24 protein-coding genes are annotated in these 25,398 nt (G+C 68.5%); 14 read left to right on the forward strand and 10 right to left on the reverse strand.

Going from position 1 to position 25,398, the window contains the following annotated elements; genetic code table 11:
- The first annotated feature begins 4 nt into the window (after positions 1–4).
- From AB0I35_RS02695 to AB0I35_RS02705, 3 genes are read left to right on the forward strand one after another with little or no spacing between them, the layout of a single operon-like run.
- Positions 5–385 carry a hypothetical protein gene (locus AB0I35_RS02695; RefSeq protein ID WP_357393724.1) on the forward strand — a complete coding sequence of 127 codons (381 nt, stop codon included), beginning with the start codon at positions 5–7 and terminating at the stop codon, positions 383–385.
- Entirely contained in the window at positions 382–1,701 is a 1,320-nt protein-coding gene (locus tag AB0I35_RS02700) for a hypothetical protein (protein WP_357393726.1), read from the forward strand. Before AB0I35_RS02695 ends, AB0I35_RS02700 begins: the two co-directional genes overlap by 4 nt.
- A gap of 33 nt (positions 1,702–1,734) precedes the next feature.
- Positions 1,735–2,493, forward strand: a complete 759-nt coding sequence (locus tag AB0I35_RS02705; RefSeq protein ID WP_357393728.1) for an ESX secretion-associated protein EspG — start codon at positions 1,735–1,737, stop codon at positions 2,491–2,493.
- Between the two features lie 87 nt (positions 2,494–2,580).
- On the opposite strand, the gene AB0I35_RS02710 is transcribed toward AB0I35_RS02705, so the two are convergent.
- Positions 2,581–3,555 carry an NADP-dependent oxidoreductase gene (locus tag AB0I35_RS02710; protein ID WP_357393730.1) on the reverse strand — a complete coding sequence of 325 codons (975 nt, stop codon included), beginning with the start codon at positions 3,553–3,555 and terminating at the stop codon, positions 2,581–2,583.
- A gap of 183 nt (positions 3,556–3,738) precedes the next feature.
- Here AB0I35_RS02710 and clpB point away from each other — a divergent pair, with 183 nt between their 5' ends.
- The 7 genes from clpB (at position 3,739) to AB0I35_RS02745 (ending at position 11,702) form a co-directional block, all read left to right on the forward strand.
- Positions 3,739–6,312 carry an ATP-dependent chaperone ClpB gene (gene clpB, locus AB0I35_RS02715; RefSeq protein WP_357393732.1) on the forward strand — a complete coding sequence of 858 codons (2,574 nt, stop codon included), beginning with the start codon at positions 3,739–3,741 and terminating at the stop codon, positions 6,310–6,312.
- 61 nt (positions 6,313–6,373) lie between these two features.
- Positions 6,374–7,165, forward strand: a complete 792-nt coding sequence (locus AB0I35_RS02720) for a DUF5666 domain-containing protein (RefSeq protein ID WP_357393734.1) — start codon at positions 6,374–6,376, stop codon at positions 7,163–7,165.
- A 68-nt stretch (positions 7,166–7,233) separates the two neighbouring features.
- Positions 7,234–8,367 carry a hypothetical protein gene (locus AB0I35_RS02725; protein ID WP_357393736.1) on the forward strand — a complete coding sequence of 378 codons (1,134 nt, stop codon included), beginning with the start codon at positions 7,234–7,236 and terminating at the stop codon, positions 8,365–8,367.
- Positions 8,368–8,415: 48 nt separating this feature from the next.
- Entirely contained in the window at positions 8,416–9,222 is an 807-nt protein-coding gene (locus tag AB0I35_RS02730) for an SDR family NAD(P)-dependent oxidoreductase (RefSeq protein ID WP_067484317.1), read from the forward strand.
- Positions 9,223–9,298: 76 nt separating this feature from the next.
- A complete protein-coding gene (gene pyrE / locus AB0I35_RS02735) occupies positions 9,299–9,862 on the forward strand; it encodes an orotate phosphoribosyltransferase (protein WP_357393738.1) in 564 nt (187 codons plus the stop codon).
- A 68-nt stretch (positions 9,863–9,930) separates the two neighbouring features.
- Complete coding sequence (locus AB0I35_RS02740) at positions 9,931–10,989, forward strand: beta-ketoacyl-ACP synthase 3 (RefSeq protein ID WP_357393740.1); 1,059 nt, start codon at positions 9,931–9,933, stop codon at positions 10,987–10,989.
- Positions 10,990–10,991: 2 nt separating this feature from the next.
- A complete protein-coding gene (locus AB0I35_RS02745) occupies positions 10,992–11,702 on the forward strand; it encodes a lysoplasmalogenase (RefSeq protein WP_357393742.1) in 711 nt (236 codons plus the stop codon).
- 197 nt (positions 11,703–11,899) lie between these two features.
- On the opposite strand, the gene AB0I35_RS02750 is transcribed toward AB0I35_RS02745, so the two are convergent.
- Positions 11,900–13,018 (reverse strand): BTAD domain-containing putative transcriptional regulator, encoded by a 1,119-nt coding sequence (locus AB0I35_RS02750; RefSeq protein WP_181699922.1) that lies wholly within the window; start codon positions 13,016–13,018, stop codon positions 11,900–11,902.
- A 31-nt stretch (positions 13,019–13,049) separates the two neighbouring features.
- Positions 13,050–14,087 (reverse strand): class II fructose-bisphosphate aldolase, encoded by a 1,038-nt coding sequence (gene fbaA / locus AB0I35_RS02755; RefSeq protein WP_357393744.1) that lies wholly within the window; start codon positions 14,085–14,087, stop codon positions 13,050–13,052.
- Between the two features lie 172 nt (positions 14,088–14,259).
- On the opposite strand from fbaA, the gene AB0I35_RS02760 reads away from it, so the two are divergent.
- Both AB0I35_RS02760 and AB0I35_RS02765 read left to right on the forward strand, forming a co-directional pair.
- A complete protein-coding gene (locus AB0I35_RS02760; protein WP_357394159.1) occupies positions 14,260–14,979 on the forward strand; it encodes a VTT domain-containing protein in 720 nt (239 codons plus the stop codon).
- 5 nt (positions 14,980–14,984) lie between these two features.
- Positions 14,985–15,674: a DedA family protein gene (locus tag AB0I35_RS02765; RefSeq protein ID WP_067484333.1), complete on the forward strand. Its 690-nt coding sequence runs from the start codon at positions 14,985–14,987 to the stop codon at positions 15,672–15,674.
- Here the strand turns inward: AB0I35_RS02765 and AB0I35_RS02770 are convergent.
- From AB0I35_RS02770 to AB0I35_RS02790, 5 genes are all read right to left on the reverse strand, one after another.
- Positions 15,671–16,759 (reverse strand): glycoside hydrolase family 76 protein, encoded by a 1,089-nt coding sequence (locus AB0I35_RS02770; RefSeq protein ID WP_357394161.1) that lies wholly within the window; start codon positions 16,757–16,759, stop codon positions 15,671–15,673. The two genes, AB0I35_RS02765 and AB0I35_RS02770, sit on opposite strands and share 4 nt — an antisense overlap.
- A gap of 181 nt (positions 16,760–16,940) precedes the next feature.
- Complete coding sequence (locus AB0I35_RS02775; RefSeq protein WP_357393746.1) at positions 16,941–17,621, reverse strand: TrmH family RNA methyltransferase; 681 nt, start codon at positions 17,619–17,621, stop codon at positions 16,941–16,943.
- 15 nt (positions 17,622–17,636) lie between these two features.
- On the reverse strand, positions 17,637–17,948 hold the full coding sequence (locus tag AB0I35_RS02780) for a DUF4190 domain-containing protein (RefSeq protein ID WP_067642141.1): 312 nt from the start codon (positions 17,946–17,948) through the stop codon (positions 17,637–17,639).
- Positions 17,949–18,013: 65 nt separating this feature from the next.
- Positions 18,014–19,066 (reverse strand): fused (3R)-hydroxyacyl-ACP dehydratase subunits HadA/HadB, encoded by a 1,053-nt coding sequence (locus tag AB0I35_RS02785; RefSeq protein ID WP_357393748.1) that lies wholly within the window; start codon positions 19,064–19,066, stop codon positions 18,014–18,016.
- Positions 19,067–19,163: 97 nt separating this feature from the next.
- Complete coding sequence (locus AB0I35_RS02790) at positions 19,164–19,580, reverse strand: hypothetical protein (RefSeq protein ID WP_357393749.1); 417 nt, start codon at positions 19,578–19,580, stop codon at positions 19,164–19,166.
- Positions 19,581–22,145: 2,565 nt separating this feature from the next.
- On the opposite strand from AB0I35_RS02790, the gene AB0I35_RS02795 reads away from it, so the two are divergent.
- Positions 22,146–22,580 (forward strand): DUF3151 domain-containing protein, encoded by a 435-nt coding sequence (locus AB0I35_RS02795; protein WP_067484401.1) that lies wholly within the window; start codon positions 22,146–22,148, stop codon positions 22,578–22,580.
- A 75-nt stretch (positions 22,581–22,655) separates the two neighbouring features.
- Positions 22,656–23,765, forward strand: coding sequence for an FUSC family protein (locus tag AB0I35_RS02800; protein WP_243749823.1), 1,110 nt, complete (start codon positions 22,656–22,658; stop codon positions 23,763–23,765).
- A gap of 9 nt (positions 23,766–23,774) precedes the next feature.
- Here the strand turns inward: AB0I35_RS02800 and AB0I35_RS02805 are convergent, their stop codons facing one another.
- On the reverse strand, positions 23,775–24,551 hold the full coding sequence (locus AB0I35_RS02805; protein ID WP_357393751.1) for a site-2 protease family protein: 777 nt from the start codon (positions 24,549–24,551) through the stop codon (positions 23,775–23,777).
- The gene (locus AB0I35_RS02810; protein ID WP_357150377.1) at positions 24,548–25,207 is read right to left on the reverse strand and encodes a hypothetical protein; all 660 of its coding nucleotides are present in this window, start codon (positions 25,205–25,207) and stop codon (positions 24,548–24,550) included. The genes AB0I35_RS02805 and AB0I35_RS02810 overlap by 4 nt, the downstream gene beginning before the upstream one ends.
- Positions 25,208–25,398 lie beyond the last annotated feature (191 nt).

Raw genomic sequence — 25,398 nt, forward strand, 5'->3', positions numbered from 1 at the left:
CTCCGTGAGTGAGAACACCGCCTACAGCGCGTTGCTCGCCCAGGCGAAGGCCGGCGAGGTCTACCTCAACGACGAGGCTGCCGCCTTCCACATGTACAAAGCCTGCGATGACCGCCTGACTGTTCTTCGCGAAATTCTGGGCATTACCCGCCGAACGCAGAACGTGAGCGGTTTCGGCGACTTTCAGATCGGCAAGGATCTCGAGAAGAAGTTCCTCGTTCAAGCCACGGGCGATCCGAACTCGATCGATGCCGTGGTGATGAAGGACATCGAAGCCGTGCAGCAACTCCGCGAAGTCTTCGCCATTTCCTTCAAACGTCTCACCAGCACCGACATCGAAAACGCCAACGCCATGGACTACCTCTCCGAGCAGGTGACCCCATGACCGGCATGCAGAGCATCAACGGCCTCGACCTCTACGGCAAACTGCGCGACCTCGTCTCCTTCTCCGGCGACGACGGCGAACTCGACGGTTCCGAAATCGCCGACATCCAGGACGAATACAACGACCAGCGCGCCGTCACCCGGCAGCAGGCGAGCCAGCTCGGTTTCGACGGAGAATTCCGCCCACAAACGGTGGTCAAGAACGACCTGTTCGCCGGTACCGTCGCCGAGCTTCGCGCCAAGGTCGACAAGATCGATCTCGATGCCGTGAACGATCTGATCGGTGCGTGGACCGAGATCTCCACCCGAAACGCCACCTCCCTCGACGAGTTCCGCAAGCAGATCTCGCGTGGGATGTCGCCCGATGTCTGGGCGGGTTCGGCCGCGAACGCCGCCGCCCAGACCGTCGCGGCCTACGACGCCACGGGAAAACAAGTCACCACCGCGGCCGCCCTCACCAGCAACAAACTGGTCGAATTGCGAACGGGCCTCGAACCGACGAAACGTCTTGTGCCCCATCAACCCGAGCATCGCAGCGGCGTCGACAACTTCACCGGCCTGTTCACCGGCCGAGCGTGGCGCGATGACGATGTGGCGGAGGAGAATGCGCGCGTCGAGGCGGTGCGTGTGCTCCAAACCGTTTATGCGCCGGTCATTTACGAGTCCGACACGAATGTTCCGGTCATTCCGGTCCCCAAGGCTGTGGACAACGCTGGGGATCCCGAAATCCCCAGCGGCGGTGCGCGTCCCGGCGATCAAGGCTCGCCGACCGGTGAGCCCGCGGCGACAGCGAGCACATCCGCGGCCGTCACCCCGACGACCGACCCAGGCGAAACGCCCGGCGACACCTCCGCCGACGACGATGACCAGAATTCTTCCGAGGACGACACCCCACAGACGACCGATCCCTCATCGACCACCCCGGCCTCGACGACTCCCGCCGCGACCACCCCGCAGTCCACGACGCCGGGACCTCCCGGAAGTCCGAGCGGCACAGGTCTCCCCGGTGGTGGCTCCCCGGGCTCGGGCGTGCCGGGTGCCGGTTCCCCCGGAGCCAGTTCGCCGGGGGCGGGTGCGGCGGTCCCCGGCAACCCCGCGTCGGCCGGCGCAGGGGCGAACCGTGGCGGCGGAGCTGGCGCTGCGGGCCGCTCCGGGATGCCCGGCATGATGGGACCGGGCGCGGGACGTGGCGGCGGCAAGGACGACGAGTCGACCAAGGGCATCCCCGACTACCTCGTCACGCAGGACAACGGCGAGGAGCTCACCGGTCTGGACAGCCTGCCCAAGATGGTCCCGCCCGTCATCGGCGCCGACTGAGTGCCGATCTCGATGGAACAGAGTAGATTTCCCGTGCGCACCTGGCATCTCACCGCCCTCGACTTCCGCACCCTGTGGGAAGCCGCGGGGCGCGACGTCCTCCCGTATCCCTTACAGCACCAGTACACCGACGTCGAGACCTACGCCGAGGTCCTGCGCCTGCGTCGCAAGGCCGCCGAGAACCTGATGGCCGAATTCGACTCCGACCTCGACCGCGCCATGGCCGCCCTGCTCGCCCCCCACGCCCGCGTCGAGGTGGCGGGAGCCTCCCGCGGCGTGCGAACCATCCGCGCTCACGGCGGCACCCGCGACACCTACGCCTCGCTCGCCGTCCAGGCCCCCGGCGACACCCGCAACCCCGGCGACATCACCCTGCACTTGATGACCCCCAACGCCTTGGCCGCCGCCGTCCTCTCCACCCTCCCCAAAGTCGCACCCGGCCGTGGCCGCGAAATCCGCGTCACCGCAGCCGAACTCGCGGCCCCCCGCCCCCACACCCGCGACCGCTGGAACCCCACCCCCCGAGAACAACTCGAATCCTTCCTCGCCAAACCCACCGACACCCTCACCCACATCGGCGTCTACGCCCACGCCAGCGTCGACAACCGCCACACCGAAGGCCGCGACGACTTCCAGCTCCACGACCTCCCCGGCGACGGCCGCTACGTCTTCTACGGCGAAACCACCTTCACCGTGAAACCCACCACCCCCACCCGAATCCACAAAACCCTCACCACCATCCTCGAATCCACCGCCACCAGAGCCCGCACCGGCACCTACCGCCCCGCCTGACCGTCGAGGACGTCCGGGAGATCGCGCGGTACCTGTGCTGCGACCGGTCGCCGTCGGCGGTGGACCCGGCGGCTCGAGGCGAATGGATCAGATTGCCAGGACGGTCTTTCCCCGTGCACTCCCTGCGCCGAGTACGGCGGGAGCGGCTTCCAGCGGCACCGTCATCTGGACCGGTACCACCACGTCGCCTGCCGTCACTCGCCCGAGCAAACGGCTCAGTTCCGGGCCGCGTCCTTTGGATTCGAAGTTGCCGCCGGTGATGCCGCGCGCGGTGAGTGCCTGTTCGTCGGCGGCCCAGACGGTCGAGTAGGCGTGGCCGCCGCGGCGGACGAGGGTGGCGTGGTCGGCGAAGGCCGGTGCGGTGCTGACCAGGTCGAACAGGACGTCGATGCCGTCGGGGTGGGTGAAGCGCACGGCGTCGACGATGGTCGAGTCGACCTGGGTGGACGAGTCGTGCGGGTCGGGGCGGGCCTGGGTGTAGTCGACGGTTTCGGCGGCGCCGAGGCGGGCGACCTGGTCGGTGGCATCGGCGCGGGCGGTCGCGATCACGTGGGCGCCCGCGATATTGGCCAGCTGTACAAGGAAGGAACCGACACCGCCGGTGGCGCCGACGATCAGCACGGTCTGGCCGGGCTGGATGTGGGCGGCGTCGACCAGGTCCTGGGCGGTGAGCCCGGCGATGGGCAGGGCGGCGGCCGCGACCGTGGTGATGCCGTCGGGGATCTTCACCAGCGTGGCGTCTTCGGGAACCGTCGCGTACTGGGCCCAGCTGCCGTGGCCTGCGGGAGCCGTCAGGAATTTGCCGACCACCTTGTCGCCCACGGCGAACGAGGTGACGCCCGACCCGACCGCCGACACGGTGCCCGCGCCGTCCACGCCGAGGATCATGGGGAAGTCGGTCGGCATTTTTCCTTCGAGCAGCCCGTCGGCCATCTTCAGGTCGAACGGGTTCACCCCCGCGGCGTCCAAGGCGACCTGCACTTCACCCGGACCGGGTTCGGGCACCGGCATATCGGCGAGTTCGGGCGTGGCACCGAACTTGTGAACCACGATGGCGCGCATGGTCGACAACTCCTCGTATCGGGGGTGATCCAGGCACCGCAATCCTAGGCTGAGGGGGCTCCGACATGCGGCGTAGCGTGCGGCGGCGTGGCGAACCGGCGAGAAAAAGATTAAGTTGAGCGGAACAGACTCAACTTTGCCGACGTTGAACAAGTCGATACCGGAATAACCCCGAGGAGATCAGTGGACTCGTTCAATCCCACCACCAAGACCCAGGCGGCCCTGACGGCCGCCCTGCAGGCCGCGTCGGCGGCGGGCAACCCGGAGATCCGTCCGGCGCACTTGCTGGTGGCGTTGCTGGATCAGACCGATGGCATCGCCGCCCCGCTGCTCAAGGCCATCGGTGTCGACCCCGCGACCGTCGAACGGGAAGCGGGCGACCTTGCCGATCGGCTGCCGCGCGCCACCGGCGCCACGACCACCCCTCAGCTCGGCCGCGAGGCGCTGGCCGCGATCACGGCCGCGCAAAGGCTGGCCACCGAACTCGGCGACGAATACGTCTCCACCGAGAACCTGCTGTTCGGCCTGGCCGACGGCAGCGGCGAGGTGGCCGAGCTGTTGCGCAGGCACGGCGCCACTCCCGAGGCGTTGCGTGACGCCTTCACCACGGTGCGCGGCAGTGCGCGGGTCACCAATCCCGACCCCGAAGCCTCCTACCAGGCACTCGAGAAGTACTCGACCGACCTCACCGAGGCCGCCCGCACCGGCAAACTCGACCCGGTGATCGGCCGTGACACCGAGATCCGCCGTGTGGTGCAAGTACTTTCGCGGCGCACCAAGAACAACCCGGTGCTCATCGGTGAACCGGGCGTCGGTAAGACCGCCATCGTCGAGGGCCTCGCCAAGCGCATCGTCGACGGTGACGTGCCGGAGTCGTTGCGCGGCAAGAAGGTCGTCTCGCTCGACCTCGGCGCGATGGTCGCGGGCGCGAAGTATCGCGGCGAGTTCGAGGAGCGGCTCAAGGCCGTGCTCGACGACATCAAGAACAGCGCGGGCGAGATCATCACCTTCATCGACGAGCTGCACACCATCGTCGGCGCGGGCAGTACCGGCGACTCGTCGATGGACGCGGGCAACATGGTCAAACCGCTGCTCGCGCGCGGTGAGCTGCGCCTGGTCGGCGCGACGACGCTCGACGAGTACCGCAAGTACATCGAGAAGGACGCCGCACTGGAACGCCGCTTCCAGCAGGTGCTGGTCGGCGAGCCGACGGTGGCCGACACCATCGGCATCCTGCGCGGCATCAAGGAACGCTACGAGGTGCACCACGGTGTGCGGATCACCGACTCCGCGCTGGTGGCGGCCGCGACGCTGTCGGACCGCTACATCACCTCCCGCTTCCTGCCGGACAAGGCGATCGACCTGATCGACGAGTCGGCGTCGCGGCTGCGCATGGAAATCGACTCGCGCCCGGTCGAAATCGACGAGGTGGAGCGCGCGGTGCGGCGCCTCGAGATCGAGGAGGTCGCGCTCGAGAAGGAGACCGACGAGGCGTCCAAGCAGCGCCTGGAGAAACTGCGCCAGGAACTGGCCGACGACCGCGAGAAGCTCAACCAGCTCACCACTCGCTGGCAGAACGAGAAGAACGCCATCGACTCGGTGCGCGGGCTCAAGGAGGAGCTCGAGCGCCTGCGCGGCGAATCCGAACGCGCCGAACGCGACGGTGATCTCGGCAAGGCCGCCGAGCTGCGCTACGGCCGCATCCCGGCACTGGAGAAGCAGCTGGCCGCGGCCGAAGAGGCCAGCGGTGCCGCCGCGAGCGGTGAGGTGATGCTCAACGAGGAGGTCACCCCGGACGACATCGCCGATGTGGTCTCGTCGTGGACCGGTGTGCCGGTGGGGCGGATGCTCGAGGGCGAAACCGCGAAACTGCTGCGGATGGAGACCGAGGTCGCCGGGCGGGTCGTCGGCCAGGAAGAGGCCGTGCAGGCGGTGTCCGACGCGGTGCGCCGCTCGCGTGCGGGGGTGGCCGACCCGAACCGCCCGACGGGCTCGTTCATGTTCGTCGGTCCGACCGGTGTCGGTAAGACCGAGCTGGCCAAGTCGCTGGCGGAGTTCCTGTTCGCCGACGAACGCGCCATGGTCCGCATCGATATGAGCGAGTACAGCGAGAAGCACTCGGTGGCTCGCCTGGTCGGCGCGCCTCCCGGTTACGTCGGGTACGACCAGGGTGGTCAGCTCACCGAAGCGGTGCGCAGGCGGCCGTATTCGGTGGTGCTGTTCGACGAGATCGAGAAGGCACACCCGGACGTGTTCGACATCCTGCTGCAGGTGCTCGACGAGGGCAGGCTCACCGACAGCCAGGGCCGCACGGTCGATTTCCGCAACACCATCCTCATCCTCACCTCCAACCTCGGTGCCGGTGGCACCAAGGACCAGGTGATGGACGCGGTGCGCCGAGCGTTCAAGCCGGAGTTCCTCAACCGGCTCGACGACGTGGTGATGTTCCACGCGCTCGACGCGAAACAGCTGGAGTCGATCGTCGACATCAACCTGCGCCAGCTGCAGAAACGGTTGTCGCAGCGCAGGCTCACCCTCGATGTCACCGAGGAGGCCAAGCAGTGGCTCGCGGTGCGCGGTTACGACCCCGCCTACGGCGCGCGCCCGCTGCGCAGGCTGATCCAGCAGGCCATCGGCGACAGCCTGGCCAAGGAACTGCTCTCCGGCACGGTCACCGATGGTGACACGGTGTCGGTGAGTGTGGACGACGCGGCCGACAAGCTGGTCGTCGGACGCGAAGTTGTCAGGAGTTCATGATTTATCCACAGCCCGGTGCGTAGGAACCTCTCTACGCGCCGGGCTGACCTACGCTGGGGACATGACGAATCCGAACGATCCGTGGGGACAACGCCCGGAGGATTCGCCGACGGAACGGCTGGGTTCGCCAGGGAACGAAACCACACGGCCGTACGGCGGTGGGTTCGACGAGTGGGGACAACCGCCGAACCCCACCCAGGCACTACCGCCGCACGACGCTCAATGGGGACCGTATGAAAGTGGTTATCCCGCAGAGCAACCCGCGCCCCAACCGGCCTACGGGCAGGGATACCCGCCCGCCCCGCCGCCGGGCTACGGGCCGCAACAGCAGCCCGAATATCCACCGCGACCACAGGACGGCGACCAGGAACCGCCGAAGAAGCACACCGGCCTGTGGATCGCCCTCGGCCTGGCCGTCGTGGCGCTCATCGCCTTCGGCGGCATCCTGGCCGGTCTGATGCTCACCGGTGGCGGCGGTTCCGACAACGACACCGCCGCCGCTCCACCCACCACCCAGACCCTGCAACCACCGACCAGGCAAACCACCCCGACCGCGCCGCCGAGCGCGAGCGGCCTGCCCGGCTTACCCGGCCTCGGTGGCACCGAAGACCTCGGCGCCACCATGGGCAGCATCACCGCCAACACCGGCTCCGAGATCACCATGAGCACCCTCGGCGGGTCGAGTGTGCGGGTGCTGATCGACGAGGCCACGCAGGTGATCTCGCTGAGCACCACCAAGGCGAGCGAACTTCCGGTGGGTGACATGGTTATGGTGCAGGGCGACAAGAACCCAGACGGGTCGATCCGCGCCAAGATCATCATCAGCACGGCGCTCCCGAGCGGCCCCCGATGAGCGACCCGCGCGTCGAATCCCCGGTGCTACCGGGCAATCACGGCGACGGCTGGATAGGCTAGGCGACGATGACGGCTATGTGGTTCGGCTTGGCGGCGATCGCACTCGTTGGTGCGGTCGTACTGCTGTATTTCGATCGGGTCCAGCGACAGCGCACCGGACACGCCCGCCAGGTGTGGGCGAAGTCCCAGGGTTATACCTATGTGTCGGTGGAGCCCGCCCTCGCCTCGACGTGGCGGCGCGGCGCGCTGACCAAGCTCGGGTACCTGTCCGCGGTCGACGTGGTCTCCGGCATCCGTAAGGGCGAGAAGTTCGTGCTCTTCGATCTGGAAGACGCCGCCACCCTGGTGGCCGTGCGCCGTCAGATCGGCTCCGAGATCGATGTCGACATGCGGCTCAAGACCGCGTCGCCGCCCAAGGACCACGATCTGGAACTGCTCGGCGCCATCGGCGACCGGGTCGTGTTCGCCACCGACCCCGAGATCGCCCGGCACGCCGTCGACCAGCGGATGGTCGGCTTCATCGAATCCCTGTCCGACACGGTGCAGATGCTGTGGAGCGAGGGCAACTGGACCCTCGGCATGCTCCCGGTCGGCAGCGGGTCCAAGGACTGGGAGACAGCGATCGACGCCGTGCTCCGCCTGTCGGGTCTGCTGCACGTGCTGCCGCCGGTGGCCGAGCCGAACGAATACACCCGTCCCCGTTCGGGAATCGGCGAACCGTCGCCCGACGGGTTCCGCGACGAGTACGACGACGACTACACTCCGGCCGGCCGCGTGCCCGATACCGACGGCCGCGCTCGCTTCCCCGGTCCCGACGACGAAGCCGATGTCGACGATCACTACGGCCGCGCCGCCGAACCGCTGTTCCCCGCGCGCCCCGCCCAGGCACCCGACGACGACTACGACCGTCTGCCGCCGCGCAAACCCGCCTTCGCGGCCGACCCGGATTTCGATCCCGACCTCGACGACCCCGATTTCGAGGACCAGCCCGCACCCGGCCGCCGTCCGCTCGGTGAACCGCCGAAGCGCCCGTCGCTCGCCGTCGTCCCGGAACCGCGCCCGCGCGTGGAGCCGCCGCGTCCGCGCCCGGAGGAACCGCGTCCGCGCGCCGACGATCAGCGTGCCGACGACGAGTCCGACCAGCCCGGTGGCCCCTTCCACCCCGGCTTCCGCCCCTACCAGGGCCCCGTCCCCAAGTGATCCCGATGCCGTGACACGGCATCACCCGTCGACCCGAATCGACCAGCTATGACCGATATCCCCGCGCGCCTGCCCGGTGCGTCCCGACCCGTCGCCCTGATCACCGGCCCGACCTCCGGCATCGGCCTCGGCTTCGCCCACCGCCTCGCCGCCCTCGGCTACGACCTGGTGCTCGTCGCCAGGAACGAGGTGCGGTTGCGTGGCCTCGCCGACGAACTCGGCCGCCGGTACGCCACCTCCGCCGAGGTCCTCGTCGCCGACCTGGCCGATGACGACGACCGCGCCCGGGTCGCCGAACGTGCCGAGGCCGGCCTCCAATTCCTGGTCAACAACGCCGGTTTCGCGCACTCGGGGGAGTTCTGGACCCTCGAGCCCGCCGAGTTGCAGGCCCAGCTCGATGTGAACGTCACCTCGGTCGTGCAGCTCACCAGGGCCGCGCTGCCCGCGATGATCGCGGCCGCGTCCGGTTCGATCGTCAATGTGGCCAGCGTGGCGGGACTCGTGCCCGGCCGTGGGTCCACCTATTCGGCGTCGAAGGCTTACGTCGTCGCCTTCACCGAAGGTCTCGCGGGTGGGCTGTCGGGCACCGGTGTGCGCATCCAGGCCCTGTGCCCCGGCTTCGTGCACACCGAGTTCCACGAGCGAGCCGGCATCGAGATGAGTTCGCTGCCCAAGGCGCTGTGGCTCGAGGTGGACCAGGTGGTCGACGGCTGCCTGCACGACCTGGAAGCGGGCCGGGTCATCAGCGTTCCCGGCCTGCAATACAAGGTCATCACCACGGTGGCGGGGATGGTTCCGCGCACCCTCATCACGCGGCTCAATCGCGGCCTGTTCAACGCACGCGGCAGGACCTAGGGCATGGCGTGGGCCCCGGCGGCGGCAGCGTAGCGTAATCGCGCAGGGCCCACGCAGATGACCGAAAGGAAACCGCATGATCGACCAGGCACGTCAGGCGCTCACCGAAGCCGATCGCGACCAGTTGGCCGCGCTCGTGCGCGAGCTCGCGGTCGTGCACGGCAAGGTGACTCTGTCCTCGGGCAAGGAGGCCGACTACTACGTCGACCTGCGCCGCGCGACGCTGCAACACCAGGCCGCCCCGCTGATCGGGTCGTTGCTGCGTGAGCTGGTCGCCGACTGGGACTTCGACGCCGTCGGCGGGCTCACCATGGGCGCCGATCCCGTCGCGATGGCCGTCATGCACGCGCCCGGTCGCCCGATCGATGCCTTCGTCGTCCGCAAGGCCGCCAAGGCCCACGGCATGCAGCGTCAGATCGAGGGCCCCAACGTCGTCGGCAAACGGGTGCTGGTGGTCGAGGACACCACAACCACCGGCAATTCGCCGCTCACCGCCGTGCGCGCGCTGCGCGACGCGGGTGCCATCGTGGTGGGTGTGGCCACCGTCGTGGACCGTGAAACCGGTGCTGACCAGGTGATCGCCGCCGAGGGGCTGGAGTACCGGTCCATCCTCGGTCTGGACGACTTGGCTCTGAGTTAGCCTGAACATCGGAAAACTCGGACGGCGACGAAGCCGTCCGGCAGGCTTTAAGGACGTGTGAGTCACCCGTGGTGAGCATTGCAGTTAACAAAGGTCGCGACAATGTCGCGATGCTCGGGATCGGTGCCTACCGCCCGCAGCGCATCGTCAGCAATGCCGAGGTGTGTGAGGTTCTCGACTCGACGCCCGATTGGATCTTCGAACGCACCGGCATCCACAACCGGCGCTGGATCAGCGGCGACGAGACCATCCGCTCGATCGCGGCGGCCGCGGGCGAGCGCGCGCTGAAGAACAGCTCGGTCGACCGCGCCAAGATCGGGGCGGTCCTGCTGTGCACCTCCAGCTGGCTCAAGCTCACCCCGCACGGCGCGCCGTCGGTGGCCTACGACCTCGGCCTCAACGGTGTGGCCGCGTTCGACCTCACCTCCGGCTGCGGCGGTTTCGGCTACGGCCTCGGTGTCGCCGCCGACCTGATCCGCGCCGGTTCGGCCGAATACGTGCTGGTGATCGGCGCCGAGACCATGACGGTCGGTCTCGACCCGACCGACCGCGGCACCGCGATGATCTTCGGTGACGGCGCGGGCGCCGTCGTCGTCGGCCCGGCCGAGGAGAACGGTATCTCGCCGACGGTGTGGGGCAGCGACGGCGAGAACGCCGAGGCCATCGCCCAGGACGTCGACTTCCTCGCCTACATGAACAAGGCCCAGGCCATGCAGGGCACCGACCCCGAGGTGGAGCCGATCGGGCGCATGTCGCTGCACATGGAGGGCCCCAAGGTCTTCCGGTGGGCCGCCGTCACCCTGCCGCGCGCCCTGTCCGCGGCGTTGGACGCCTCCGGGGTGGCCAAGGAGGACATCGAGGTGTTCATCCCGCACCAGGCCAATGCCCGCATCAACGAGCTGATGAAGAAGAACCTCGGCCTGGCCGAGAACATCCCGATGGCCAACGACATCGAGAACACCGGCAACACCTCGGCCGCCTCGATCCCGCTGGCCATGGAGGAGATGCTGGTGACCGGCAAGGCCAAGGGCGGTCAGCTGGCGCTGCTGCTCGGCTTCGGCGCCGGCCTGAGCTACGCGGGCCAGGTCGTCACCCTGCCGCCCGCCCCGAAGGAACCGAGCTTCTGACGATGCGTCCGTTGCGCGCGGGCTATCTCGTGGCGGCGGCGGTCACCGTATTCGGTGCCGTCACCGGCCGCGAACGCCTGCAATGGGTGGCCAAGCCCCTGCTGATGCCGTTGCTCGCGGCCGACGCGGTGACCAGCGGCGCCGTCGACCCGGCCGAGCGCCGGGTCCTGCTCGGCTCGCTGGCCGCCGCCACCGTGGGCGATGTCCTGCTCATCGACCCGGACGACGACCGCCGCCTCATCGCGGGCGCCTCGTCGTTCGCGATGATGCAGACCGGTTACTCGCTGCTGTGGTGGCAGCGTGGGGCGCGTCCCCGTCCCGAGATCGCCGTGCCGCGTCTGCTCGCCTGGGCAGGCGCGGCCGCGCTGCTCCGCGCCAAGGCACCGGCACTCGCTCTGCCGCTCACCGCGTACGGCGCGACTCTCGGAACCGCCGCGACCCTCGCCTCGGATCCTGCCCTGGCCCCCGACGCGAAAAACGTTGCCGGGCTGAATATTCCGAACGAGGACCCGCGCAGCCGCTACGGCTTGGGCGCGCTGCTGTTCACCGTGTCCGACGGCCTGATCGTCCTGCGCCGCCTCTTCGCGAAGTCCGAAAAATCCCGCCGCCTCACCGAGGGCGTCATTCTCGCGACCTACGCGGCGGCCCAGTACCACCTCACCGTGGCGCCGCCGAACCCGGCTGCTACGGCTGCTGCCCAGGGCGCGCGCTGAGCACGGCGCAGTCTGAGCCCGGCACCCGCGCTGAGCCCAGCGCCCGGCACGCGTTGAGCCCGGGGCCGCGCTGAGCCCGGCGCCGGTTTGCGCTCGAGTGGCACGCCGACTGCCTCGACGGCAACCTGGCGGCACAGGTGTACACGGCTACGGACGGCCATCGGTGACCCGAAGGCCGGACTACACGTGCCGAGGGCTCAGCTCACCGCGAGGAACGTCAGCACTGTCGCACCGATACGGATGATGTCACCATCGCCTAGCAAAGCCCCACTGTCGATGGGCAATTCGTTCACATACACACCATTGGCCGAATGCAGATCCTTGATCAACAGGCCGGCCCGGCTCGGCATGATGTGCGCGTGATAGCGGCTCGCCTTGGGATCGTCGAGGACGAGTTCGTTGTCGGTCATGCGCCCGATTCGCAAGCCGCCGTGCGGAATCGGGATGGTCCGGCCGTCGGCGAAGCGCAGATTGCCGTTGCGGATCGAGCGCGGCACCTCGGTGACGGTCTCCGTCATCGCGGCGGCGACCTGCTCGGATCGCTTGAAGGCCTGCACATTCAGCGGCTCCTGGCGAAGGACGCGCTGCTCGAGTTCGATCAGCGCCGCGCCCGGATCGATGCCGAGCTCCTCGGCGAGGACGGACCGCACCCGCCGGCACGCCTCGAGCGCGTCGGCCTGGCGACCCGACAGGTACAGCGCGGTGATGAGCTGACCCCACAGCGGTTCACGCAGCGGGTTCTCGTTGGTCATGGTGACCAACTCACCGATCACCGAAGAGGAACGCCCACAGGCGATTTCGGCGTCGATGCGGGCCGAGGCGGCGAGCAGCCGCTCCTCGTTCATCGCGGTGGCGAAACCGTCGGCGAACTGCAGGCCGGCCAGATCGGCCAGCGCACGCCCCGACCACTCCCGCAGCGCCGCGCCGAACAGGTTGGCCGCACCGGGATGGTCACCGGCGTCGAGGCAGCGCGAACCGGCCTCGCGCGCGTTCTCGAAACGGCCGAGATCGCAAGCGGTGTCGGGGATTTCGAGCCGGTATCCGGCGCCCTCGGTGCGCAGCACCTGGGCGGAATCGATCCCGGCGTTGCGCAGCGCCTTACGGATGTTGGAGACGAACACCTGCAGGCTCGCCGCGTACGAGTCGGGCGGATCCTCGTTCCACACCATCTCGGCGAGCACAGCCGACGACACCGCGCGCCGCCGGTTGACGGTGAGCGCGGCAAGCAGCGCGCGCGGCTTGGGCCCGCCGACCGCCACCGGCTCACCGCCGACGAGCAGTCGAACGGGCCCGAGCACACGGACATCAAGACTCATGAGCTCGGGCCCCGTTTGTTCGATACTTCGATCAGGAACCGCTGACGGAGCGACCGGCCGACTTGAGGTCGTTGCAGGCCTCGAGCACGCGCGCGGCCATCGAGGTCTCGGCCTTCTTCAGGTAGCTGCGCGGGTCGTAGGTCTTCTTGTTGCCGACCTCGCCGTCGATCTTGAGCACACCGTCGTAGTTGGTGAACATGTGCCCGGCGACCGGACGGGTGAAGGCGTACTGGGTGTCGGTGTCGACGTTCATCTTCACCACGCCGTAGCGCAGCGAGTCCTCGATCTCGGACTTCAGCGAGCCCGAACCACCGTGGAACACGAAGTCGAACGGCTGCGCGTCCGACGCCAGGCCCAGCTTGGCGGCCGCGACGCGCTGGCCCTCGGCCAGTACCTCGGGCTTGAGCACCACGTTGCCCGGCTTGTACACACCGTGCACGTTGCCGAAGGTGGCGGCGAGCAGGTACTTGCCGTTCTCGCCCGCACCGAGCGCGTCGATGGTCTTCTCGAAGTCCTCGGGCGAGGTGTAGAGCTTGTCGTTGATCTCGGCCTCCACACCGTCCTCTTCACCGCCGACGACGCCGATCTCGACCTCGAGGATGATGTTGGCGGCCTTCGAGAGCTTGAGCAGCTCCTTGGCGATCTCGAGGTTCTCGTCGATCGGGATGGCCGAACCGTCCCACATGTGCGACTGGAACAGCGGGTTGCGGCCGTTGTTCACGCGCTCCTGGGAGATGGCCAGCAGCGGGCGCACGTAGGTGTCGAGCTTGTCCTTGGGGCAATGGTCGGTGTGCAGCGCGATGGTCACGTCGTACTTCGCGGCGACCACGTGCGCGAACTCGGCCAGCGCGACCGCGCCGGTGACCATGTCCTTCACACCCTGGCCCGAGGCGAATTCGGCGCCGCCGGTGGAGAACTGGATGATGCCGTCGCTCCCGGCCTCCGCGAAGCCCTTGATGGCGGCGTTGATCGTCTCCGACGAAGTGCAGTTGATAGCCGGGAATGCGAACGAGTGCGCCTTGGCCCGGCCGAGCATCTCGGCGTAGACCTCCGGAGTCGCGATAGGCACAGCAGTGACCTCCGTCTGTGGGGAGCAAAAAACCAATTCTGTCAGGCCACACCCTAGGTTAGGAAGTGATCGGGGAGTTCACCGGCTTGTTTCCACCAGGTCGGCCACAGCCACTCACTTCACAGTTCGGACCGGTACTGTGGGGCCCGTGACTTTGCTGGCGGTTTCCGATGTGATGACGCACAACCTCGCGTTGACCCAGTTGCTGGACCCGATGTATCTGCTCCAGGACACGTGGCTGAAGAACGCGGTGCTACCCGCCATCCTGGCGATTGTCTTCATCGAGACCGGTCTGCTGTTCCCGTTGCTGCCCGGTGACTCGCTGCTGTTCACCGGTGGCATGCTGGCCGCGCAGGGCAGCCCGAACATCTGGGTGCTCGTCCCGCTGGTGATCGTCACCGCGTTCGCGGGCGACCAGTGCGCGTACTGGATCGGGCGAAAAATCGGGCCCGCGATCTTCCGCAAGGAGGACAGCCGCTTCTTCAAGAAGCAGTACGTCGTCGAGACCCACGAGTTCTTCGAGAAGCACGGCCCCAAGACGATCATCCTGGCCAGGTTCGTGCCGATCGTCCGCACGTTCATGCCGGTGCTCGCCGGTGTGTCGAAGATGAGCTACCGCAAGTACGTGGCGTTCGACATCGTCGGCGCCGTGCTGTGGGGCGGCGGCGTGACGATCATCGGCTACTTCCTCGGCAATGTGCCCTTCATTCGCGACCATGTGGAAGCGATCTTCCTGCTGATCGTGTTCGTCTCGATCCTGCCCGCAGTCATCACCGTCGGTAAGAAGGTGCTCGCGCGCCGCGCTCTGCCCGTGGTGCCCGTGGTGCCCGTGGTGCCCGTGGTGCCCGCCGAGCCTGCCGAACTGGCCGTCTCGACGAACAAGACGCTCTGATCGACGTGACAGCGGGACCATCCACCTACGCCGTCGGCAGCTTCGATCCGCTGGTCTCGGCCGGGCCCGCTGTGGTCTGCACGGTCGTGCTGGTGTTCGTGTTCCTGGAATGCGCGTTCATCATCGGGCTGTTCCTGCCCGGCGATTCGATGCTGATCACCGCGGGTATCGTGCTCGCCTCCCACGCCAACGGCGAAGCGCAGGTGTGGGGGCTGTCCGTCGGCACCATGCTGGCGGCGATCGCCGGGAACCAAGTGGGATACCTGGTCGGCCAACGCACCGGCCATCGAGTGGTCGCGCGCAAGAACGGCCGCTACATCAATACCGAGAACCTGGCGAAGGTGACCCATCTGCTGGAACGGCACGGGTTCTTCGCGGTGATGATCGCCCGCTGGATCCCGTGGGTGCGCACGCTGTGCCCGATGGTCGCGGGCGCGGCCGGGATGGATCACCGCAAGTACACGATCGCCAGCACCATCGGTGCGATCATCTGGGCGCCGGTGCTGCTGCTCATCGGCTATTACGCGGGTGAGTTCCTCGAGCGGGTGTCGTGGTTGATGCCCGCGGTGATCGGCACCCTCGTCGTCGGCCTGATCATCGGCACGGTGATCGGCATCCGGCACTACCGCCAGGAGATGGCCAAGCCCGCCGAGGACTACGAAGTCGAGTGCGAGGCGAGCGTCGGCGAGCGCTAGAGGCCCGCGGCACTCACCTGGTAGGCGGCTTCCATCAGCATCCAACCCGACAGCTGCACCGACAGGTCGCGTTCGGGAACCACCGACGCGGTCACCGAACCGCCCGCGGTGAACTTGCCCGCGCCCGCCGAACCGCCCGGCAGGCGGGCCGGTTTGCTCCAGTCGTAGCCGAACAACGGTTCGCCCTCCACCTCGAGGCGGTTGCTCCAGGCGGCGGTGGCCGAGGTCTTCACGATGGCCGCGGCGATGCGGCGCGCGGCTTCGGGTCGTTTGCCCTCGCCCGGCAGCATCAGCGCGACGACGGCCAGGTAGCGGGCGAGGATGCCGTTGAACAGGCCGCCGTCGCCCCCGCCGCCGCCGGAGATCACCAGCCGGTGGGTCATATGGTCTTCCACCGCGTCGACCAGGTCGACGGCGCGGTCGATGTGGCGGTCGTCGTCGGTGTGTACCGCCAGCTCGGCCTCCAGACCGAGCACCACACCCTGGCAGTAGGTGAACGTGGGCCGTTCGATCTCGCCGGAGGGCAGGTGGATGCCATCGAGGATGAGACCGGTCTGCGGGTCGCGCAGGGTGTCGTGCAGCCAGTCGGCCATCTGCTGCGCGCGTTCGACCTGCCCCAGTCGCAGCAGCGCGATGCCGGCGGGGCCGTTCGCCGGTGCGTTGTAGAAGTCGGACCTGACCCGCCACGGGATGCCGCCGCCGACACCCGGGTTCCACGCGCTGTAGAGCTGCTGTTCCAGGGCGAGCAGACCGCCGCGCGCCGCGCTGAGTTCCTGGGTGCGTTCGGCGCGTTCGAGCGCGATGGCCAGCCAGGCCATGTCGTCGTAGTAGCGGTTTGTCCAGCTGGTGATGTTGCGCATGCGGTGCGAGCGCGCGATGGCGGCGATGCGCCTGCGCCGGGCCGGTGTCGGAACCCGGTTCGCGGCGTCGATCGCACAGTCGAGCAGGTGCGCCTGCCACCAGTAGTGCCAGCTGCCGAACAGGCGCTCGCGGCGGGTGGCCGGCCACCCGACGACGCCCAATTCCGTTCCGGGACAACCCCACAGCGCGCGCAGGTGGCGCGAGATGATGGCCGATTCGGCCATGTCGGCGCGTTCGGACCACAGCGCAGGCGTCGGTATGGATCCGGTATCAGTCGGCTGCGGGCGCCGGCCCCCACGCGAGGTCATGGGGTCCATGTTGCCAGGTCGGTGTGCGTGCGAGGCAAGGAAATTGTGGTCTGTGGCGACCGGTGTGGCGTGGCAGACCTGATGTGACGCGCGGGATTCAGGTGATCGGCCAGGCCAGCGACAGATCAGCGTGCTGACGGATCCAGGTGTGCATGGCGATGCCCGCCGCGACGCCCGCGTTGATGCTGCGGGTCGAACCGAACTGGGAGATCGAAACTGTCAGGGCCGCAGCGTTTTTCGCGTCGTCGCTGACGCCGGGGCCCTCCTGACCGAACAGCAGCAGGCATTCGCGCGGCAGCTGGGCGGTTTCGAGCGGCACCGAGCCGGGCACATTGTCGACGGCCACCACGGTGAGTCCTTCGCGGACGGCGTAGTCGCGCAGCTCGGTCAGGTCGGCGTGGTGGACCAGATGCTGGTAGCGGTCGGTGACCATGGCGCCGCGCCGGTTCCAGCGGCGCCGGCCGACGATGTGCACCGCGGCGGCGGCGAAGGCGTTGGCGGTGCGGACCACGGTCCCGATATTGGCGTCGTGACCGAAGTTCTCGATGGCCACGTGGAAGGGGAAGCGGCGAGCGTCGATGTCGGCGACGATCGCCTCGCGCTTCCAGTACCGGTAGGCGTCGACCACATTGCGGCGGTCGCCCTCGGCGAGCAGCACCGGGTCGTAGCGGTCGTCGGTGGGAGCGGGCGTGCCGTACTCCTGCTCCCACGGGCCGAGACCGTGTGGATGTTCACCCCACTCGGTGGGTCCCGCGACGTCGGCCTCTGGTTCGATCACCCGCAGGATGCTAGCTCAGTAGGTGGATGTGTCCGCCGACGCACCGATCACCATGAGCACCACCGCGAGCACGAGGAACAGCAGCATGATGCCGAGCATCGCGGAGCCGATGATGCCCATGATGTAACCCGCGTACACCTGCGAACGGCCGCCGATCGTGCCGTTGGACGCGTCGATCTCGGCCAGCGCCGACTTGGCCTTGAGCCAGGCGAACGGCGCGGTGAGACCGCAGAACGACACCCCGATCACCCCGAGCACCAGCACGAGGGTCGACTCCGGGTGGTCCGGCGGACGGTAGTAGCCCTGCGGCGGCAGCGGGTAACTCATAGGCCGGATGGTAGCCGGGCAATCAGCCCTGCTCGGTCGTCACCCGTCCCGTTCGATGCCGAGCCTCAGGTCAGCCGGATTTCCGCGGCGGCGCGGCCGAAGAGCTTGCGGCCCTCCGAGGTTCCGCTCAGCAGAACGGTGGCCGCGCGGCGGTCGGTGTCGATCGACTTGATCTTGCCGGAGAACTGGATCTCGCCCGCCGCGGTCGGTGGGACCGGGACGAAACCGGAGAAACGCACGGCCAGCTTCTCGATGGCGGTCGGGTCGCCCAGCCAGTCCGTGAGGTACTGAGCCGCCAGGCCCATGGTGAGCAGGCCGTGGGCGACGACGGTCGGCAGGCCGGCCAGTTCGGCGGCGCGGTCGCTGAAGTGGATCGGGTTGGGGTCGCCCGAGACGCCCGCGTAGTTGGCGAGGTCGCCACGGGTGACACGCGCGGTGGCGACCGGCAGCTCCATACCCTTGCTCAACGATTCGAACGCGGGGCCGGTGTGCACGGGCACGAACTCGCGCGGCGGCACGGCGGGGGCGGGGCCGGTGCGGCGGATCAGCAGGTCGTCGGCGATGCCGGTGTCGCCGGGGCGCGGGTGCATGCTGATGTTCTCGACGGCCTCGACGATATTGGGGTCGACCTCCACGCCGCGGCGCGCGACGATGGTCGTCGTTCCCTGTACCGCCACCTCGTCGTGCTGGTTCACCAACTTGAACCCGACATTGACGAAGTCGTTGTCGGCGAACTGGCGGATCGACTCGATCTCGATCTCCGTGCGGATCCGGTCGCCTGCCAGCATCGGGCGGAAGATCTCGAACACCTGGTCGGTCTGCAGCACCTGCGACAGGTCGTACTCGGTGAGTACGCCGTCGAGCAGGGCGCGGGTGGCGCTCATCCCGATCACCGACGCGAAGGTCGGCGGCGCGATCACCGCGTCGTAGCCGAGCTTGCGGGCATCGACCTCGTTCTGGTGCGCGAGGTGCGTGTTCTGCACCGCCCGGGCGAATTCGCGGATCTTCTCGCGCCCCACCTCGTAGTGATCGCGGAATCCGAAGCGCTGGCCCACCAGCGCCGCCTCCGGGACCACAGCATCGATGTCCGGCTGCGACGTTGTGTGTTCCGTGCTCATGATCCGAAAAATGATACTGGGTGCACAGCGCCCGATACCAGTTATGTGTGACCCGTCATAGCACCTCTGACCGGCGCTACGACGGGTCATCACCGGTTCAGGGGGCAGCCGTGGGGTCGCACACCTTCCAGCCGCCGTCGGTCTTCTGCAGGTCGAAGGTGCGTGCGGTGCGCTTGGACTCCGCCGCCGTGTACACCGTGGCCTCGGCCAGCGCCGTGTCGTCGGTGATCCGCACCGCGTCCACGCGGTCGACCACCGGGATGGACCCCTGCTCGGTCGAGAGCTGATGCACACCCTGGAACTGTTCGGTACTGATGCCCTGGTAGAAGTCGTGCAGCTGTCCGCAGGTGGTGGACCGCAGGGTTTCGAGATCACCCTCGCGCAGCGCGTCGGTGTACTCACCGATCACCGCCCGCACCTGCCCCTCCGGCGAATTGTCACCCGTCGTCATCAACACGAAGCCCACGATCAACGCGATGACGAGCACCGCCGCACCCGCCGCCGCCAACAGCAACCGCTTCGACCGACCCGCCCCGGCGGCGTTCGCCTGCTGCTGCGGTGCGGCCCCTTGCTGACCCGGCTCGATCCGCTGCGGAGGTGCGACCTGCCGCTGCCCGTCCGCCAGGTGATGCGCAGGTCGTGTGGGCTGGATATCAGCAGGAGAAGGTGCCCCCGGCCCCTGGCCACGAGCAATACCCGCCCCCTGCGGACCTTGCTGCGCCGACGGGCGCGTCTCCTCGACCCCTGGTCCTTGCAGCCCGCGAGGAGCTCCCGGACCTTGGGGTGCCGATGGCCGTGTGTTTTCGGCCCCGGGGCCCTGCGGCCCTCGAGATGCTGCCGGTCCTTGCGGTCCGCGTGGTCCTTGGGGTGGGGACGGCCGTGTGTCTTCGACGCCGGGCCCCTGTGGTCCCTGGTGCCCTGCCTGCCTTGGCCCCGCGGGACCGCGCGGCGTGCTGGGCGGCGGTGTCACGGCCCGCCCGCCGACAACCCGATCCGTCCCTCGCTGCACCGGAAAAGTGGTAGTAGGCGCGTCCGCGGGATTGACCACCCGCATAGCAACGGTCTGATCCTCCGACCCGGATTCACCTGCCCCAGTAGAGCTCTCGCCCTTCTTCAACACCCCGCCGGCCCCAGCACCAGCGGCAGCCGCAGCGGCAGCAGCCCCAGCTGCACCGCCGAGAGCTTTATCGCCGCTCCCACCCGTCTGGTCCTGCGCCCGGGAATCACCGCGCTGCGGCCCGGAACTCGTGAAGAACTTCTCCGTCGCATCGGAGCCCTGCGAATCACCCTCACGCACAGCGGATTCAGAGCCAACAGTTCGAGACTGCCCCGCATCGTTCCCGTCGGCTTCCGTCCCGCCGACACCACCTTGCCCGCTGTTCGCCCGGCCGACACCACCGTTCTCGCCACGCGACTCCTCTCGCGCACCACGGTCGTCGGGTGCACCAGCCCGCTCAATGTCGCGTGCAGCCTGCTCATTGCGCGAATCACCTTGTGTATCCGGAGTATTCGCGATTGCGGCCTGTTCGTCCGCATTCGGGCGCTGCTCGCCACGCTGCTCACCAACCCCCGAGCGATCCACGTGCTCCGCGTCACCTCGGCTCCCCGCCGAAACGCCGCTGTTTGCTGCGGAAGCATCACGGTTGGCGGACGCAGCGGAGGATTCGATCGAATCGCTTGTGCCGGGTCCTGATCCACGCACGTCAGTGGGCGCACCCTGCTGCCCGGCGGTGGGACGAGCACCCGGCTCCATCCCGACGGTCGGCACATCTGCCGCACCCTGCTCGCCTCGATCGGCAGACGTCGACGGTCCGCGTCCGGGGATCCGCATCGCGGTAGTCGGCGCATCGGCCCCACCGAGGCCCGCGGAATCAGGCCGTACCGGCGAATCGCCTTCGCCGCCAGTCGATTCCCCGGGAAGCCCCTTCGACAACCCTGCCAACGGCGATCCGCCCGCCGCCGCCGCGCCCGGCTCGCGTCCTTGCCCGGCAGCCGGGCCCTGCCCACTGCCACGTTCGCCGGCCGCACCCGGCGCATTCGCCGGCCGGTCACCACGCTGCTGCGATCCGGCTCCACGCTCCGCACCGCCCACACCACTACCGCCGCGAGTACCACCCTCGCCGCCACGGGGGTGGCCACCCTGACCAGGCCGATTCGCTGGTGCCCCGGCCGCAGAGCTCTGCTGACTCTCGACAACGCCTCCGGGACGACCTCGATCGCCTGCCTGTTCACCCGAAGGACGCTGTGCGGCAGGCCCATTCGTTGCCCGCGCGACCGGCGCCGCACGTCCTGGCCCGGGCCGACCCCCTTGGGGTGCACCAGAAGCGTTGGGCCCGTTCGGCCCTGGTGCGTGCCCCGGTCGCCCACCCGCAGCCCTGGGGTCACCGGACCCCGGTGCGCCCGGGCGATCGTTCGAGGGCCCACTCGCTGGTCGCCCGACCGATCCAGCGCCGGGCCCGTTCATCGGACGCCCAGCCGGCCCGGACGGGCTACCCGGACCATCGGCCCCCGGCACATCGACCGGCCGCCCGGCAGCGCCGGGGTTGTTCGGACCACGGTTCGCCGCGTTGCCCGCTCTCGGCGGCATCACATTCCCACCCTGGGGAGGACGATTTCCCGGACCGGCGGGGCGTTGAGAACCGGGCCCCTGCGGACCATCCACCCGCGGCGCGGCCGGACCCTGCGGCGCACCAGGCCCACCGGCAGGTCGGAATCCGGGCCCATAAGAACGTCCCGCACCCTGATCTCCCGGCAGCTCACTGCGCCGGATGACGACAGTCTCCGAGGTTCCGGCGGTGGCGCGCTCCGGCTCGGTCACCGCGTGCGGCACCGATTTCGGCGCTTCGGAACCCGGCCGGGTCGACTCGTCGGGCGACGGGTCGGCGTCAGGGTGTGTCCCGGCCGCACCGGGACCACGGTCCTCGGCTGCTGGGTTGTTCTCGTCGGTCGGGTCGGACACCTAGTACCCCTCGCTCAGGCTCGAACGTTGAACTCGTGCCCAGCCTAATGCGCGGCGCGCGGGGGAGTTCGTCGATCACCCGTGGCGGGGTGGGTGGGCGTGGCGGTGCACAATGAACCCATGACCTCCTTCGGTGACCTGCTCGGACCGCAGCCGGTCCTCCTCCCTGAACTGATCGACGCCGAAGACGCCATCGCGGCGGGCACCGACCCCGTGAAGGTCGCCGCCGATCATCCGGCCGCGTCGATCGCGTGGGCCCAGCTCGCCGAGGCGGCGCTCGAGCGCAGCAACGGCGAGGTCGATCACGACACCGTCGCCGCCTACGCCTTCGCCCGCACCGGCTACCACCGCGGCCTCGACCTGCTGCGCCGCAACGGCTGGAAGGGTTTCGGCCCGGTGCCGTGGTCGCACGAACCCAACCAGGGTTTCCTGCGCAGCGTCGGTGCGCTGGCCAAGGCCGCGCAGGTGATCGGTGAGACCGAGGAATACGCCCGCTGCCTCGACCTGCTCGAAGACTGCGACCCCAACGCCGCCACCGAACTCGGTCTCGACTAGCCGGTCACCGGTTCGCAGGTGAGCGAGCACAGGCCGTTCGTCGAGGTCGCTACGCCCGTCGTAGCGGCCGCGAAGGTGAGTACCGTCGGCCGGTTCCGGCAATCGGTCGAGCGGTTGCGGCTGTCGGCGATTCCGATCATCCAGTGCGCGCTGGGTGCCGCGCTGGCCTGGTTCATCGCCCACGACGTGATCGGCCATATCGAGCCGTTCTTCGCCCCGACGGCGGCCGTGGTGTCGATCGGTATCTCGTTCGGCGCACGCATCCGCCGCTCGGTGGAGCTGGTCGTCGGGGTCGCGGTCGGCATCGGTATCGGTGACCTGTTCATCGCCCAGGTGGGAACCGGTGTGTGGCAGGTGGCGCTGGTCGTCGGCGGTGCGATGGCGGTGTCGGTGTTCCTCGACTCCGGGGCCATCATGACGATTCAGGCGGCGGGTTCGGCCGTGCTCGTCTCCACGTTGAACCAGGCTCCGGGCGCGGGTCCGTCCCGCATGATCGACGCGCTCGTCGGTGGCCTCGTCGGTGTGTTGATGGTGGCCGCCATCCCGCTGCATCCGGTTCGTCGCGCGCGTGAGCACGCCGCACAGGTGCTGGATGTGATGAGCAAATCCATGACCGAGTGCGCCGACGGTCTGCTCGAGCAGAGTGCGGACAAGGTGCACGACGCGCTCACCGCCGTACGCGCCACCCAAAGCCAGATCGACGGACTCCGCTCCGCGCTCGAGGGTGGCCGTGAGGTGAGCCGCATCTCCCCGCTGTACTGGAATTCGCGAAAACGCCTCGCCCGCATCCGGGCCACCGCCGACCCGCTCGACAACGCCGTGCGCAACACCCGTGTGCTGCTGCGCCGTTCGCTCACCCTCGTCCGCGACGACGAGGTGCTCGATCCGCGCCTGATCGACCTGCTCCGCCAGCTCGGCGGCGCCACCGACGTGGTGCGCAAGATGATGCTCGCCGACCCGGGCGAGCAGCCCGACCAGGCCGAGGCGGCCCGCTGCCTGCGCAGCGTCGCCAAGAACGCGCGTCCGGAACTCGTTGTGGGCGCGGGCCTTTCAGCGCATGTGGTGTTCGCTCAGATTCGTTCGATCGTGGTCGACCTGATGGTGGTGTGCGGAATGCAACGCATCTCCGCGATCGCGCTGCTCCCGCCGACCGTGCCGAATCCGTATGTCCCGCCGGAGGACTGACCCGGGCCGTCAGTACCAGAAGCGCGTCAACCGGCTGCCGTTGCCCGCCCAATACTGCGGGATGCCGGAAACATCGAACAGTAAGTACACGGCCTCGAAGAACACCCGGCTGAGCGGGGTGAAAAAGATGACGGCGAATAGAATCAACATGCCGTACGGCTTGAACTGGTCGAGCGAGCGCCGCGTCTGGTAGCTCAGCGACGGCTCGATGATCCCGTACCCGTCGAGTCCCGGCACCGGAAGAATGTTCAGCAGAAATGCTGTGAGCTGCAGGAACGCCAGGAAACTCAGCCCGAACCAGAACGCAGCGTGTTCGGTGGCCGAGCCCATCGCACGGATCACGATCAGCAGCACGATCGCGCACAGCAGATTCGAGAACGGGCCGACCGCGCTCACCAGACGCTGTATGCCCGAACGGAATCGGGTGGTGTCCAGGTAAACCGCACCACCCGGCAGACCGATCCCGCCGAGCGCGATGAACAGCAGCGGTAAGGCGATCGACAACACCGGATGGCTGTATTTCAGCGGATTCAGCGTGAGATAACCACGCGCCTCCACATCGTGATCACCGGCCCGCCACGCCACATAGGCGTGCGCGAATTCGTGCAGGCACAGACTCACGATCCAGCCGAACACCACCAGGACGAACACGCCGACCTTGGCGCGCACCGAGGACACGTCGGCGTCCCACGCCAGCGCGCCACCGAGCACGGTGACGGCCACGATCAGCAGAAACACCGGACTCGGTCGCACCGCGCCACGGGTGCTGGGAAAGGAGTAACTCATCGCACCAATAGCCAGGGTTGTTCGAAGCGGTAGAAGGTCGAGCGGGGGACCGTGCGTTCGGCGGTGATCCCGTCGCGGGTCACGATCGCGCCCGGCGTGCCGAGCTGGGCGGCGCGCCCGCCGACCCAGCCGCGTTTGCGCAGACCCTTGCGTACCCGCGCCCGCACCCCCGGCATCGCCATCGTCGGGGAGATCAGCATGGTCGTCACCGTGCCGGTGAACAGCAAGGTGTCGTCGACGTAGGCCTCGCCCTCGAGCTTGGCGCCCTCGACGCCGGTGATGCTCGCCCGGCCAACCAGCACCGTGCCCGTGTCGTCGCGGATCAGCGGCGTCTCGACGGCCCGGCCTTCCAGCGCGGTCTTGGCGGCCGCGTTGCCGGTGCCGGTCTGATAGACCCGCGAGGCATAGGTGGTCTCGACCGGCACGTAGCCGATCTCCACGTGCAGCCGTTCGGTGCGCATCAGATGGGTGAGCACGGACGCCAGGCCCGCGTCGTCGCCCAGCACGATCAGCCGGGGGAGGCTGTCGGCGGCCAGCACCGGCAGCAGCTCATCGATCACGGCGACATCGGGTAACCGCTCGGTCTGCGTGGTGGGGAGTGAGGCGAGAGCGATCGGGACCGGCAGGTCACCACATCGGAGAACGTGGGTACTCAAACTGCGGTACACCCTCCTCGGTCGGGTCGACGGTGTGTCGCCCATGAGCGCGGCAATCCCCCTGCCGGCAAGTAACCGTAACCGATGATGGCACGCCCGCCGGGCGCGGGTCGGGGCGCTGGACAGGGCACGCGAGTGCCGTCGGCTAGACTGTGTCTCCGGCCACCGCCTCAGTACGGCAGGTAGCTGCA

This window comes from Nocardia sp. NPDC050378, from assembly GCF_040655675.1.
GTDB lineage: Bacteria > Actinomycetota > Actinomycetes > Mycobacteriales > Mycobacteriaceae > Nocardia > Nocardia coubleae.

Bases quoted from the DNA above. Each gene is read 5' to 3' on its own strand.
- AB0I35_RS02750 (WP_181699922.1), bottom strand. From the start codon at position 13,018: ATGAGTCTTGATGTCCGTGTGCTCGGGCCCGTTCGACTGCTCGTCGGC.
- AB0I35_RS02785 (WP_357393748.1), bottom strand. From the start codon at position 19,066: ATGAGCACGGAACACACAACGTCGCAGCCGGACATCGATGCTGTGGTC.
- AB0I35_RS02730 (WP_067484317.1), top strand. From the start codon at position 8,416: ATGACCGATATCCCCGCGCGCCTGCCCGGTGCGTCCCGACCCGTCGCC.
- AB0I35_RS02700 (WP_357393726.1), top strand. From the start codon at position 382: ATGACCGGCATGCAGAGCATCAACGGCCTCGACCTCTACGGCAAACTG.
- AB0I35_RS02710 (WP_357393730.1), bottom strand. From the start codon at position 3,555: ATGCGCGCCATCGTGGTTCACAAGTTCGGTGCCACGCCCGAACTCGCC.
- AB0I35_RS02780 (WP_067642141.1), bottom strand. From the start codon at position 17,948: ATGAGTTACCCGCTGCCGCCGCAGGGCTACTACCGTCCGCCGGACCAC.
- AB0I35_RS02745 (WP_357393742.1), top strand. From the start codon at position 10,992: ATGCGTCCGTTGCGCGCGGGCTATCTCGTGGCGGCGGCGGTCACCGTA.
- AB0I35_RS02805 (WP_357393751.1), bottom strand. From the start codon at position 24,551: ATGAGTTACTCCTTTCCCAGCACCCGTGGCGCGGTGCGACCGAGTCCG.
- AB0I35_RS02725 (WP_357393736.1), top strand. From the start codon at position 7,234: ATGACGGCTATGTGGTTCGGCTTGGCGGCGATCGCACTCGTTGGTGCG.
- pyrE (WP_357393738.1), top strand. From the start codon at position 9,299: ATGATCGACCAGGCACGTCAGGCGCTCACCGAAGCCGATCGCGACCAG.
- AB0I35_RS02720 (WP_357393734.1), top strand. From the start codon at position 6,374: ATGACGAATCCGAACGATCCGTGGGGACAACGCCCGGAGGATTCGCCG.
- AB0I35_RS02770 (WP_357394161.1), bottom strand. From the start codon at position 16,759: ATGGCCGAATCGGCCATCATCTCGCGCCACCTGCGCGCGCTGTGGGGT.
- AB0I35_RS02795 (WP_067484401.1), top strand. From the start codon at position 22,146: ATGACCTCCTTCGGTGACCTGCTCGGACCGCAGCCGGTCCTCCTCCCT.